The organism is Actinomyces oris (assembly GCF_001553935.1).
GTDB classification, from domain to species: domain Bacteria; phylum Actinomycetota; class Actinomycetes; order Actinomycetales; family Actinomycetaceae; genus Actinomyces; species Actinomyces oris_A.
In genome coordinates this window covers 2958629-2972202 of sequence record NZ_CP014232.1, presented here as the reverse complement: position 1 = coordinate 2972202, position 13574 = coordinate 2958629, and the positions used below count along the sequence as shown (strand labels likewise).

At 69.9% G+C, this 13574-nt stretch carries 11 protein-coding genes; 8 read left to right on the top strand and 3 right to left on the bottom strand.

Going from position 1 to position 13574, the window contains the following annotated elements:
* Window positions 1-21 precede the first annotated feature (21 nt).
* The 6 genes from AXE84_RS12015 to AXE84_RS11985 all read left to right on the top strand — a co-directional run bounded on the left by AXE84_RS12015 (window position 22) and on the right by AXE84_RS11985 (window position 8724).
* Window positions 22-1239 carry a PhoH family protein gene (locus AXE84_RS12015; RefSeq protein WP_208854563.1) on the top strand — a complete coding sequence of 406 codons (1218 nt, stop codon included), beginning with the start codon at window positions 22-24 and terminating at the stop codon, window positions 1237-1239.
* Window positions 1229-1687, top strand: coding sequence for an rRNA maturation RNase YbeY (gene ybeY, locus AXE84_RS12010; RefSeq protein WP_004565094.1), 459 nt, complete (start codon window positions 1229-1231; stop codon window positions 1685-1687). The genes AXE84_RS12015 and ybeY overlap by 11 nt, the downstream gene beginning before the upstream one ends.
* A 7-nt stretch (window positions 1688-1694) precedes the next feature.
* The gene (locus AXE84_RS12005) at window positions 1695-2981 is read left to right on the top strand and encodes a hemolysin family protein (RefSeq protein ID WP_060958037.1); all 1287 of its coding nucleotides are present in this window, start codon (window positions 1695-1697) and stop codon (window positions 2979-2981) included.
* On the top strand, window positions 2974-4257 hold the full coding sequence (era, locus tag AXE84_RS12000) for a GTPase Era (protein ID WP_060958036.1): 1284 nt from the start codon (window positions 2974-2976) through the stop codon (window positions 4255-4257). Before AXE84_RS12005 ends, era begins: the two co-directional genes overlap by 8 nt.
* Before the next feature lie 156 nt (window positions 4258-4413).
* On the top strand, window positions 4414-7986 hold the full coding sequence (locus AXE84_RS11995; protein WP_060958035.1) for a proline dehydrogenase family protein: 3573 nt from the start codon (window positions 4414-4416) through the stop codon (window positions 7984-7986).
* 390 nt (window positions 7987-8376) lie between these two features.
* The gene (locus AXE84_RS11985) at window positions 8377-8724 is read left to right on the top strand and encodes a type II toxin-antitoxin system PemK/MazF family toxin (protein ID WP_029316666.1); all 348 of its coding nucleotides are present in this window, start codon (window positions 8377-8379) and stop codon (window positions 8722-8724) included.
* A 7-nt stretch (window positions 8725-8731) separates the two neighbouring features.
* On the opposite strand, the gene AXE84_RS11980 is transcribed toward AXE84_RS11985, so the two are convergent.
* The 3 genes from AXE84_RS11980 to AXE84_RS11970 are packed head-to-tail and all read right to left on the bottom strand — an operon-like array spanning window position 8732 to window position 10646.
* A complete protein-coding gene (locus tag AXE84_RS11980; RefSeq protein WP_020991564.1) occupies window positions 8732-8956 on the bottom strand; it encodes a helix-turn-helix transcriptional regulator in 225 nt (74 codons plus the stop codon).
* A 2-nt stretch (window positions 8957-8958) separates the two neighbouring features.
* Window positions 8959-9795 carry an ABC transporter permease gene (locus AXE84_RS11975; protein WP_060958034.1) on the bottom strand — a complete coding sequence of 279 codons (837 nt, stop codon included), beginning with the start codon at window positions 9793-9795 and terminating at the stop codon, window positions 8959-8961.
* Window positions 9792-10646, bottom strand: a complete 855-nt coding sequence (locus AXE84_RS11970) for an ABC transporter ATP-binding protein (protein ID WP_060958033.1) — start codon at window positions 10644-10646, stop codon at window positions 9792-9794. The genes AXE84_RS11975 and AXE84_RS11970 overlap by 4 nt, the downstream gene beginning before the upstream one ends.
* Before the next feature lie 374 nt (window positions 10647-11020).
* Here AXE84_RS11970 and leuA point away from each other — a divergent pair, with 374 nt between their 5' ends.
* Window positions 11021-12802, top strand: a complete 1782-nt coding sequence (leuA, locus tag AXE84_RS11965; RefSeq protein ID WP_060958032.1) for a 2-isopropylmalate synthase — start codon at window positions 11021-11023, stop codon at window positions 12800-12802.
* Window positions 12803-12824: 22 nt separating this feature from the next.
* Window positions 12825-13574: a DNA repair protein RecO gene (gene recO, locus AXE84_RS11960; protein ID WP_010615051.1), complete on the top strand. Its 750-nt coding sequence runs from the start codon at window positions 12825-12827 to the stop codon at window positions 13572-13574.

Here is a 13574-nt window from a genome sequence, read left to right as displayed (position 1 = left end):
AAGCAGTACGATCGGGGCACGATGACAGACGCTTCCACCACGCCCGCCGAGCCGGCTACCGGCCAGGACCCTGCCGTCTCCGGCGCGTCCTTGGCACCCTCCACGCCGCCGACCCTCCGGTCGCTCGGTGCCCCCGCCCAGACCACATCCGCCGAACCGAAGGACGTCACGCGCACCCTCACCCTGCCTGAGGACGTCGCCCCGGTGACACTCCTGGGCGCCCGGGACGAGGTCTTGCGCGCCATTGAGAAGGGCTTCACCGACGTCGACATCCACGTGCGCGGCACCGCCGTCACCGTTTCCGGCCCCGCCGCCCGCGTCGACACCGTCGTCGTCCTGCTCTCCGAGCTCATCGACGTTGCCCGCACCGGCACGCCCCTGACCGCGGACGCCGTCGAGCGCGCCGTCGGCCTGCTGGAGACCTCCACCCGCCCCACCGAGGTCCTCACCGACGACATCCTCACCTCCCACGGCCGCACCATCCGCCCCAAGTCCCTCGGCCAGAAGGCCTACACCGACGCCATCGAGGAATCCACCATCACCTTCGGCATCGGCCCCGCCGGCACCGGCAAGACCTACCTGGCCATGGCCAAGGCCGTCGACGCCCTGGCCCGCAAGCGCGTCTCGCGCATCATCCTCACCCGCCCCGCCGTCGAGGCCGGCGAGAACCTCGGCTTCCTGCCCGGCAGCCTCACCGACAAGATCGACCCCTACCTGCGCCCCCTCTACGACGCCCTCCACGACATGCTCGAGCCCGAGGCCCTGCCCCGCCTCATGGCCGCCGGCACCATCGAGGTCGCGCCCCTGGCCTACATGCGCGGACGCACCCTCAACGACGCCTTCGTCATCCTCGACGAGGCCCAGAACACCAGCCCCGAGCAGATGAAGATGTTCCTCACCCGCCTCGGCTTCGGCTCACGCATGGTCGTCACCGGAGACATCTCCCAGGTCGACCTGCCCGGCGGACGCGAGTCCGGCCTCATCGTCGTGCGCAAAATCCTCGCCGGCGTCGAGGGCATCAGCTTCTGCGAGCTCGGGTCGGCCGACGTCGTGCGCCACCGCCTCGTGGGCCGCATCATCGAGGCCTACGCCCGCCACGACGCCGAGGTCGCCGCCCAGGACGCCGCCGCCCGACCCGCCGGACCGCCTGGCCGCAGCGGCCGCAACAGCCAGTACCGTCGGGGGAGCAGCAACCGCCCCGCCCGGCCTTACTCGGAGAGGAACCCGCATGACCACTGAGGTCATCAACGAGACCACCACCGTCATCGACGCCGCCGAGTTCGCGGCCCTCGCCGACCACGTTCTGACCGCCATGCACGTCAGCCCCGCCGCCGAGCTCAACATCATGTTCATCGACCCCGAGCCCATGGAAGAGCTCCACGTGCGCTGGCTTGACCTGCCCGGCCCCACCGACGTCATGAGCTTCCCCATGGACGAGCTGCGCCCCGGCTCAGCCGACTCACCCACCCCCGCCGGGACCCTGGGCGACATCGTCCTGTGCCCGCAGGTCGCCGCCAAGCAGGCCCTGGCCGCCGGACACTCCGCCGTCGAGGAGATGCTCCTGCTCACCGTTCACGGCATCCTCCACCTCCTGGGCTACGACCACGCCGAGCCCGAGGAGAAGAAGGAGATGTTCGACCTCCAGCGCCGCCTCCTGCTGACCTTCCTGGCCGAGCGCGGCAAGTGAGCCCCGCGTGACCGGCATCCCCACCGCTGCGCTCATCGCCTGCGCGGTGATCGTCCTGGCCCTGGGTGCCCTCCTGTCAGCCGGCGAGTCCGCCCTACTGCGCTTCACCCGGGCCGCCGCCGACGACCTCATCGAGGAGGGGCGCCGCGGAGCCGCCCGGGTCCGCCGCCTGGCCGAGCACCGTACCCGGGTCCTGGGTGCCCTCAGCGTCGCCCGCGTCGCCGTCGACATGCTCGCCGCCGTCCTCATCACCCTGGCCGCCTCCGGGCTCGTGCGCGCCTGGTGGCAGGTCCTCGCCCTGGCCCTGCTGGCCAACATCATCCTGCTGGGCGTCGTCGTCGGCTTCTCCCCACGCACCTACGGCCGGCGCAACCCCGCCGCCACCCTGCTCGCCCTGGGCGGCCTGCTCACCTGGGTCGACGTCCTGGCAGCCCCCCAGCGCCGCCTCGTCTCCCGCACCCGCCGCCCCGAGTCCGCCCCCACCGACGCCGAGACCCGTGAGGCCGTCAACGAGGACCTGCGCGAGATGATCGACGAGATCGGCGAGACCGACACCATCGAGGACGAGGACCGCGAGATGATGCGCTCGGTCGTCGAGCTCGGCCAGACCCTCGTGCGCGAGGTCATGGTCCCACGCACCGACATGGTCACCATCGACGCCCACAAGCCCGCCTCCGCCGCCATGCGCCTGTTCATCCGCTCCGGCTACTCGCGCGTCCCCGTCATCGGGGAGGACGCCGACGACGTGCGCGGCATCCTCTACCTCAAGGACGTCCTGCGACGCCTGGCCGCCCACCCCGAGCACGAGTCCCTCGCCGTGGCCGGATTCGCCCGGGACGCCGAGTACGTCCCCGAGATGAAACCCGCCGACGACCTCCTGCGCGAGATGCAGACCGGCCGCTTCCACATGGCCCTGGCCGTCGACGAGTACGGTGGCACCGCCGGCCTGGTCACCATGGAGGACCTCCTGGAGGAGGTCGTCGGCGAGCTCACCGACGAGCACGACCCCGAGCTGCCCGAGGTCGTCGAAGTCGCCCCCGGCACCTACCGCGTCCCCGCCCGACTCGCCCTGGACGAGCTCGGCGAGCTCTTCGACCTCGAGATCGACGACGACGACGTCGACACCGTCGGCGGCCTGCTCACCAAGGCCATCGGCCGCGTCCCCCTGCCCGGCGCCGCCGGAGACACCCAGGGCGTCCACCTCCAGGCCGAGGAGGCCACCGGCCGCCGCCGCCAGGTCTCCACTATTCTCGCCTCGCGCACCCCCGCCCCCGAAGAGGACACCGATGACTGACACCGCCGACCAGACCGCCCCCGAAGCCCGCGACGACCAGCCCCAGGCCCCCGGGGAGACTCCCGAGGAACTGCTGGCCGAGCCCCTCGAGATGCCCGCGCCCGGCCCCGCCCCGGCCGGCTTCCGCTTCCCCACCGACGCCGAGCTCATGGACGGCCCCAACCCGCTCACCGACCCCGACGACGAGGAAGACGGCGAGGACGAGCCCGGCGATGACTCTGACGGCGAGGACGACGACTCCGATGCCGCCATCCGGCTGGACGCGGACGGCTTCCCGATCCTGGACGAGGACGACGACACGGAAGAGAGCGCCGATATCACGGATTCGGCCCGCGTCGAGATCGTCGTCCCCGACTTCCCCGAGGACTTCCGCGCCGGCTTCGCCTGCATCGTGGGCCGCCCCAACGCCGGCAAGTCCACCCTCACCAACGCCATGGTCGGCGCCAAGATCGCCATCACCTCCGGGCGCCCCCAGACCACCCGCCACAACGTGCGCGGCGTCATCCACAAGGACAACGCGCAGATCGTCCTGGTCGACACCCCCGGTCTCCACCGCCCCCGCACCCTGCTGGGCAAGCGCCTCAACGACCTGGTGCGCGAGACCCTCGTCGACGTCGACGTCGTCGTCTTCTGCATCCCCGCCAACGAGAAGATCGGCCCCGGCGACCGCTTCATCACCCGCGACCTCGCCGAACTGCGCACCCCCGTGGTCGCCGTAGTCACGAAGGCCGACACCGTCACCCGAGAGGCCCTGGCCGCCCAGCTCCTGGCCGTCAGCGAGCTGGGGGAGTGGGCCGACATCGTCCCGGTCTCAGCCCAGCGCAACGAGCAGATCGACGTCCTGGAGGAGGTCCTTCTCAAGTACATGCCCCTGTCCCCGCCGCTGTACCCCACCGGCGAGATCACCGACGAGCCCCAGCAGGTCATGATCGCCGAGCTCGTGCGCGAGGCCGCCCTGGAGGGCGTGCGCGACGAGCTGCCCCACTCCCTGGCCGTCGTCGTCGACGAGATCGCCGACCCCGACGACGAGCGCGAGGTCGGACACATCAAGGGCGCCGGGGGCCGCCTCCAGGTGCGCGTGAGCCTCGTCGTCGAACGCGACTCCCAGAAGGCCATCATCATCGGCAAGGGCGGACGGCGCCTCAAGGAAGTGGGCGTCACCGCCCGCAAGGGCATCGAGAAGCTGCTGGGGCGCAAGGTCTACCTCGACCTGCACGTGCGCACCGCCAAGGACTGGCAGTCCGACCCCAAGGCCCTGGCCCGCCTCGGCTTCTGAGCCGCCCCACGCAGTCAGTGCAGCGGCGCGGGCGGCATCTAGGACTAAGGGAACTTGCGACACGCCGTGACTTGGTGCCCGAATCGGTCGCGCACAAGGGGTGTCTTAGCGCACACTTGGAGGGTCCTATGTCATATCGACCTGGAGGCCACACGCATGACGAACACCGCCGTTCCCAGTCAGCCCCGCACCGACTCAGGTAACGCAGAACGCCGCTGCCCCGACGACCTGTGGGCGCTGGGCGAGAAAGCCGTCGCCCGAGCACGCCGGTGGGCTGACGAGTCGGCATCCGAGCCGGTACCGCGCTCAGCCAAGCTCCTTTCCCGCATCCTCTCCGACCCCGAGGGCCTGACCTTCACCACCCGCTTCGTCGACGACGTCGTGCGTCCCACCGACCTCGACGTCGCCAGCACCGCCCTCAAGCGCCTGTCGGCAGGGCGCACAGACTTCCTGCCGCCCGCCCTGGCCGGGGCCATGGGGCTGGGCTCGGCCGCCTCCCGCCTCGCCCCGCGCACCGTCACCGCGGTCGCCCGGCGAGTCTTCCGCGAGATCGTCGGGGACCTCGTCGTCGACGCCACCGACAAGGGACTCGGGCCCGCCCTCGCCCGCCTGCGCAAGGGCGGCAACCGCCTCAACGTCAACCTCCTGGGCGAGGCCGTCCTGGGGGAGAAGGAGGCCTCCCGCCGCCTGGCTGAGGTCTCCCGCCTGGTCACCCGCGAGGACGTCGACTACGTCTCGGTCAAGGTCTCCGCCGTCACCGGTCCCCACAACCCCTGGGGTTTCGAGGAGGTCGTCACCCACGGCGTCCAGGCCCTCCTGCCCCTCTACCGCCTGGCCCGCGACCACGGCACCTTCCTCAACCTGGACATGGAGGACTACAAGGACCTGGACCTGACCATCGCGGTCTTCACCGCGATCCTCGACCAGGAGGACATGCGCGGCTACGAGGCCGGCATCGTCCTGCAGGCCTACCTGCCCGACTCCCTGGGCGCCATGCAGCGCCTCCAGGAGTGGGCCGCCAAGCGTGTCGCCTCCGGTGGATCACGCGTCAAGGTCCGCATCGTCAAGGGCGCCAACCTGTCCATGGAGAAGGTCGACGCCGAGATCCACGGCTGGGAGCTGACCACCTGGCCCTCCAAGCAGGCCACCGACACCAACTACAAGCGCATGCTCTCCTGGGCGATGACGCCCGAGCGCACCCGCAACATCCGCCTGGGCGTGGCCGGCCAGAACCTCTTCGACATCGCCTTCGCCTTCGAGCTGCGCGCCGCACGCGGTGTCGAGGACAGCGTCGAGTTCGAGATGCTCTCCGGCATGGCCACCGGCATCCAGGAGGTCGTGCGCCGCGACACCGGACACCTCCTGCTGTACGTGCCCGTCGTCGACCCCCACGAGTTCGACGTCGCCATCTCCTACCTGGTGCGCCGTCTGGAGGAGAACGCGGCGCCGGAGAACTTCATGTCCGGCGTCTTCGACCTGGCCAGCAACGAGCAGATCTTCGCCCGCGAGCGCGACCGCTTCCTGGCGGCCCTGTCCGACCTCGACCCGGACGCCCCGGTGCCGGTGCCCAACCGCACCCAGAACCGGCTCGCCGAGCGGGAGGCGGGCATCCCTGAGGAGACCGGCACGGTCGCCGAGCGCGCCAGGAGGTCCTTCGTCTCCGAGGCCGACTCCGACCCGGCCCTGGCCGCCAACCGCCAGTGGGCTCGGGACATCGCTGCCGCCATCCCGGGATCCACGCGGGGCGTGGCCGAGGTGGAGGCCGGCGCCGCCCGCCTGGCCACGAACGCCGACGTCGACTCCCTGGTGGCCTCCACGGCCGAGGCGGCCGGCGTCTGGCAGTCCCTGGACCCAGCCGAGCGGGCCGCCGCCCTGCACCGGGTCGGCGATGTCCTGGCCGCCCGGCGCGCCGAGCTCATCGAGGTCGCCGGCTCCGAGGCCGGCAAGACCATCGACCAGTCCGACCCCGAGGTCAGTGAGGCCATCGACTTCTGCCACCACTACGCGGAGTCCTCGCTGCTCCTGCACGACCCGGAGTACATGGTCGGGGCCCGCTTCGCCCCGGTGGACGTCACCGTGGTCGCCTCGCCCTGGAACTTCCCGGTGGCCATCCCCACCGGGGGAGTGGCCGCGGCCCTGGCGGCCGGCAGCGCCGTCATCCTCAAGCCCGCCCCGCCGGCCCGACGCTGCGCGGCCGAGCTCGTGCGCGCCTTCCACGACGCCGGGATCCCCGAGGACCTCGTGGCGCTCGCCCCGCTGGAGGACGGAGAGGTCTCACGCCACCTGGTGACCCACAAGGACGTCGACCGCGTGGTCCTCACCGGCTCCTACGACACGGCCCGCCTCTTCCGCTCCTGGAAGCCGGACATGCACCTGCTGGGGGAGACCAGCGGCAAGAACGCCATCATCGTCACCCCCTCGGCCGACCCCGACATCGCCGTGCGCGACGCGGTCTACTCGGCCTTCGCCCACGCCGGCCAGAAGTGCTCGGCCTCCTCCCTGCTGGTCCTGGTCTCCTCGGCCGGCAAGTCCGAGCGCATCGCCCGCCAGCTCGTGGACGCCACCGCCTCCCTGCGGGTGCGCCTGCCGCTGTCGCTGGACTCCCAGATGGGGCCCGTCGTCGTGCCCGACGACGAGAAGGCCGTGCGCGGCCTGACCACCCTGGGGGTTGGTGAGCACTGGGTCCTCAAGCCCCGCTACCTCGGCGACGGTCTGTGGACCCCGGGTATTCGCGCCGGGGTCGTGCCCGGTAGCGAGTTCCACCTCACCGAGTACTTCGCGCCGGTCATCGGCGTCATGCGGGTCGACACGCTCGAGGAGGCCATCGAGGCGGTCAACGCCGTCGACTACGGGCTCACCTCCGGGCTCCAGACCCTCGACGCGGCCGAGCTGGCCGTCTGGCTCGACTCCATCCAGGCCGGCAACATCTACGTCAACCGCGGTATCACCGGGGCCATCGTGCGCCGCCAGCCCTTCGGCGGCTGGAAGCGCTCGGCCATCGGCTCGACGACGAAGGCCGGCGGCCCCTCCTACCTGCTGGGACTGGGGGACATCGAGCCCGCAGACGGCCAGGACGTGAAGGAACTGGAGGGCCAGGGCACTGCGGCGCTCGACCCGCGCGTGGCGAGCCTGTGCGACGCCGTCAGCGGCCAGCTGGGCGAGGCCGACCTGGCCGGGCTGCGTCGCGCCCTGGTGGCCGACGCCTCCGCCTGGAGGAGCGCCTACGGCGTCAACCGTGACGTCACGGCACTGGCCTGCGAGCGCAACGTCCTGCGCTACCGGCCCACTGACGTGCTCGTGCGCGCCGGGGTGGGAACCGAGCTGGCCGACGTCGTGCGCGTCATGGCGGCCGGTGTGCGGGCCGGTGGGTTCGTCAGCCTGTCCGTGGCCGACCGTCTGCCCCAGCCGTTGCAGAACGCGCTGCAGGCCGCCGGCGTCCAGGTGGCGGTCGAGGACCAGGGAGCCTGGGACGCCCGTCTGGCTGAGCTCTCCGCCTCCGGCGGGCTGGGAACGCGCGTGCGCATCCTCGGCCCGCGTGAGGAGACTTCCGCCGCACGCTGGAGCCACGCCAGTCGGGTGACTGGCGGAAGCCCCGACATCGCCCTGTACACGGGGTCGGTGACGGCCTGCCCGCACTCCGAGCTGCTGCCCTTCCTGCGCGAGCAGGCGGTGGCCATCACCAACCACCGCTTCGGCACCCCGCTGGACCTGGCCGAGGGCCTCCTGTAGGGCGGTCTGCGCCAAGGCGACGACACCTAGCCGAACCGAGTAATCGGGTGGTGCCCTCCCCGGACAGGGAGGGCACCACCCGATTTCTGAGCAACGCCTTCGGGAGCCTGATGAGGCGCGTCGCTCCCTTGCTCCTGATGATGCTACCCGAGTAGCATGCAGGTATGAAGCTAAGCGTGAGTTTGTCGGAGAGTGACCTCATTCTGCTGGACCGATGCGTGGAGCGTGACGGTTTGGCGTCGAGGTCCGCTGGTATTCAGAACGCCATCCGCCTGCTCGGAAAAGCTGATCTTCAGGATGCTTACGCTGAGGCCTGGTCCTCCTGGGATACCTCTGAGGATGCAACCGTCTGGGATAGTGCGGTCGCCGACGGGATCGATGGAGGTGAGGATGCTACGAGGTGAAATCCGCCTTGTCGATTTTGATCCTTCTGTTGGCAGTGAGGCAAACAAGCGTCGACCTGCGCTCATAGTAAGTAATGACCATGCCAATGCGGCGGCTGCGCGTCTTGGTCGCGGCGTGGTGACGGTGATCCCATTGACCAGCTCAACCTCGCGAGTTCTTCCCTTTCAGGTTTTCCTCCCCTCGGAGGCAACTGGCTTGCCCAAGGACTCCAAGGCTCAGGCGGAGCAAGTTCGATCGATTGCCGTGGAGAGAGTCGGCGAGGTTGTCGGCTGGTTACCCAGTGGCCTGATGAAGATGGTCAATGAGGCTCTGATCCTGCATCTCTCCTTGTGATGGAGTCTCACGTCAGGCGGGGGAACTCCTCCAGGGAGAAGACCGACTCCACGGGCACGTCGAAGTAGCGGGCGATACGCAGGGCCAGGTGCAGCGAGGGGGCGTACTCCCCGCGCTCGAGGTAGCCCACCGTCTGGTAGTGGACGCCGAGTGCCTCAGCGAGCTCTCGGCGACTCACCCGGCGGTCGGCGCGCAGGACAGCGATCCGGTTGTGGACGACATCGTCGGACATGGTCACAGACCGGCCTGGGAACGAATGGTGGACTGCACGCGCGCCAGACTACCGATCGTCTCCTTGCGGAAGCTGCGCCGCACGATGAACGAGACCCCTGCGAAGCCGAGAACCGTCCATGCCGCCAGGACCCCGACGGCGAGCACCGGTGAGAAGGATCGGCCCACCTCCCATGAGGGGTCCCCCACCAGTGCCCAGCGGGTCAAGTGCCCCGACCAGTACGTCGGCAGCGCCAGCTGAACCGCCTGCAGCCAGGAGGGGAGTCGGTCCATGGGCATGAAGAAACCGCTCGTTCCGATCAGGGCGAACATGGGCAAGTAGGAAGCCATGAAGCTGTAGACGCCGCGGACGAAGGCACCCACGAGGAAGCCCAGTGGGGCCGTCGCAACGGCTGACAGCACCATGAGCGGCAGGCAGGCCAGCACCTGGGACGTACTCAGGGGCAGCGCCTCAACGAACAGGGCTCCCCCGAGAAGAATGGTGCCCTGGAACACGAGGGTCTGAGTGACTGAGGACATCGTCTTACCGATGGCCCACGTCAGTGGGCCGTGGGGCAGGACGCGCACCCGCAGCAGGGCGCCACCGATGCGGTCGACGTAGGCCTCGCTGGCGATCTGAAAGGTGATGAAGCAGCTGATCGTGCCAATGCTGCCGGCGAGGAACATGGAGCCGAAGGCCGCGTGGGCCGCGGTTGCGACCTGGCTGTTCTTGCCGACGATCACGATGGCGCTCACGGAGACCAGCAATGCGATGCCCGACCCGACAGCGCCTGCTCGCAGGTCCAGGGCGGCCTGGCGACGGGCCGCGCGTAGAACTGCCAGAAAAGTGCGAGTGCTCATGACTGGGGCTCCTTGCTGCTGACGAGGGAGAGGTAGGTCTCCTCCAGGGTGGGGCGGGTGATGGTGAGCCCGGAGATGGCGTCGAGGTCGAGCTCCTTGACGAAGCGCTCGGGGCAGTGGGTGGAGTGGACGTGGTGGGTCCCGTCCTGAACCCAGGTGATCTCGGCGCCACGATCGAGGCGCTCGCGCAGCGCCGTGACCGTGCCGTCGGCGAGAATCCGTCCCTCGTTCATGATGAGCACCCGAGAGGCCAGATGCTCGGCCTCAGCCAGGTCGTGGGTGGTCATGACGATGGTGGCGTCGTCGTCGACCCGGGCCAGAATGAGATCGTGCAGGCGCGCCTTGGAGACCGGGTCCAGTCCGGTCGTCGGCTCGTCCAGGACGAGGAGCTCGGGCGCGGCCATGAGGGCGGCCGCGAAGTCAATGGTGCGTCGCTGCCCGCCGGAGAGCCTCGACAGCCGGGAGTCGGCCTTCTCGCTGAGGCCGACGGCGTCGAGTACTTCGACGACGCTGCTCACCCGCCTCGCCGCCGTCAGCTGGACCGAGCGGATCCACTCCAGCTGGTCCCTCACCCTCCACTTGGCGTGGTCGGTCCAGCTCTGCTGCACCAGCCCGACCCTCGCCCAGAAGTCGGCGCCCGCCCGACGCGGATCGGTGTCGAGCACGCGCACCCTGCCGCTGGTCGGGGTCAGAGAGCCCAGCAGGTTCTCCACGAGGGTCGTCTTGCCCACGCCGTTGGGGCCGAGCAGGCAGACGACCTCGCCGGCCTCGACCGACAGGTCGATGCCACGCAGCACCGGGGTGTCCCCGTAGGAGAACTCGAGGTTCTCCGTGGTGATGACTGGAGTCATCGCACAAACCCTCCTGAGTAGAAGCGCAACTGAATGTAGTAGAGATGCTACATCATGGTGTTGGTGTGCGTCAGAGTGCGAGATATGGCCCGCGGGGGAGCCCCTTCATCCTCCGTCTCACTCTGCGGTCCCATGCGACCCCCTTACCTGACGATGGGTCCTCATCGGGGTAGGGTCTACGGCGTGCGAGCGACTCCAGGCCACCAGGTGAGCCTCCTGCTTAGTCGCCGCGGCGGGGCCTGACAGGCCGGCACCCCGACCGCGGCTGACTCGTCCTGCTCGGCCACGTTCGCGGCCGCGTTCCTCAGGAGTCAGATGAGTCTTCTGGGAACCGCCGTCGGAACCACGAAGCATCTGATCCCAGGAGAAACCCGATGCGCAACGCCCGCCCCGCCCCCCAGCAGCCCTCCGGTATGCCGTTCGCCAAGTACCGGCCCTTCCTCGACGTCGTCTCCATTGACCTGCCCGACCGCACCTGGCCGGACAAGCGCATCACCGCCGCCCCCCGCTGGCTGAGCACCGACCTGCGCGACGGCAACCAGTCCCTCATCGAGCCCATGGGCCCCCAGGCCAAGCGCGCCATCTTCGACCTGCTCGTGAGCATGGGTTTCAAGGAGATTGAGATCGGCTTCCCGGCCGCCTCCCAGACCGACTTCGACTTCGTGCGCTCCCTGGTGGACGACGGCGCGATCCCCGAGGACGTCACCATCTCCGTGCTCACCCAGTCACGCGGCGAGCTCATCGACCGCACCCTGGACGCCTGCGTCGGCATCCCGCGGGCCACTGTCCACCTCTACAACGCCCTGTCGCCCCTGTTCCGCAACGTCGTCTTCCGCATGGACCGCGACCAGATCCGCGAGCTCGCCGTCGACGGCACCCGCCAGATCATGGCCCGCGCCGAGAAGGTCCTCGACGAGGACACGATCTTCGGCTATGAGTACTCCCCGGAGATCTTCGTGGACACCGAGCTCGACTACAGCATCGAGGTCTGCCAGGCCGTCATGGACGTGTGGGAGCCCGAGGAGGACCGCGAGATCATCCTCAACCTGCCCGCCACCGTCGAGCGCGCCACCCCCAACGTCTACGCCGACCAGATTGAGTGGATGAGCCGCCACCTGCCCCGGCGTGAGTCCGTGTGCCTGTCCCTGCACAACCACAACGACCGCGGCTCAGGCGTGGCCGCCGCCGAGCTCGGCCTCATGGCCGGCGCCGACCGCGTCGAGGGCTGCCTATTCGGCCACGGCGAGCGCACCGGCAACGTGGACTTGGTGACCCTGGCCCTCAACCTCTTCAGCCAGGGCGTGGACCCCATGCTCGACCTGTCCGACATTGACGAGGTCCGCCGCACCGTCGAGCGGGCCACCGGCATGGACGTGCCCCCGCGCACCCCCTACGCCGGCGAGCTCGTCTACACCTCATTCTCCGGCTCTCACCAGGACGCCATCAAGAAGGGCTTCGCGGCGCGCAACACTCAGGTCAGCGCCAAGCAGGCCGAGGGGCTGACCGACGCCGAGGCGCAGATCGCCGTCCCCTGGGCCATGCCCTACCTGCCCATCGACCCCCACGACGTGGGCCGCTCCTACGAGGCCGTCGTGCGCGTCAACTCCCAGTCCGGCAAGGGCGGGGTCGCCTACCTGCTGGGCACCACCCGCAAGCTCGAGCTGCCCCGCCGCCTCCAGATCGAGTTCTCCCGCATCGTCCAGCGCCACACCGACACCTACGGCGGCGAGGTCGACGGCGACCGCCTGTGGTCGATCTTCGCCGACGAGTACCTGCCCGCCGCGGCCGCCCCCGAGGCCGAGCTCAGCCGCTGGGGCCGCTTCGAGCTGCGTGGTGCCACCCTGACCTCCACCGGTGACGACGAGGACTCCACCCTCACCGTCACCCTGGTCGACGGCGGGGAGGAGAAGCACCTGACCGCCTCCGGCAACGGCCCCCTGGACGCCTTCGTCACCGCCCTGGAGAGCACGGGCCTGAGCGTGCGGATCCTCGACTACGTCGAGCACGCCCTGAGCGAGGGACGCGACGCGAAGGCCGCCAGCTACGTCGAGTGCGAGGTCGACGGCCAGGTCCTGTGGGGCGTGGGCATCGACCCCTCCATCACCACCTCCTCCTTCAAGGCCGTCATCTCCGCCATCAATCGCGCCCTGCGCTGAGAGGGCGTGAGAGACTGCGCCCGTGACGAGCAGGCTGTACCGGGATGAGGCGATCATCCTGCGCACCTACAAGCTGGGCGAGGCCGACCGCATCATCGTGATGCTCACCCGCCATCACGGCCAGGTGCGCGCCGTGGCCAAGGGGGTGCGCCGCACCACCTCCCGCTTCGGGGCCCGTCTGGAGCCCTTCTCCATGACCGACGTCCAGCTCCATGCCGGACGCACCCTCGACGTCGTCACCCAGGCCGAGATCATCGACCCCTTCGGCCGGGTCGTCAGCGCCGACTACGCCATGTTCACCTGCGCATCGACCATGGTGGAGACCGCTGAGCGCCTCAGTGCCGACGACGGTGACCTGGGCACCGAGGCCAGCCCCCAGCAGTACCTGCTACTGGCCGGGGCCCTGGCCGCCATGTCCCACCGGCGCCACGCCCCCGGACTCATCCTGGACTCCTACCTGCTGCGGGCCCTGGCCCTGGGGGGCTGGGCGCCATCGTGCTACGACTGCGCCCTGTGCGGCGCCCCCGGACCCCACCGGGCCTTCCACATCCAGGCCGGTGGGGCGGTGTGCGAGTCCTGCCGCTCGGCAGGCGCCGTCGAGGTCGAGCCGTCTACGATGGCGCTCCTGGGCGCCCTGCTCTCCGGGGACTGGGCCGTGGCCGACGCCTCCGGCCAGCGCGAGCGCTCGCAGGCCTCCGGGCTCGTCTCGGCCTACACGACCTGGTACCTGGAGCGGCGCCTGCGCTCCCTCGCACTGGTGGAAAGGGCATAA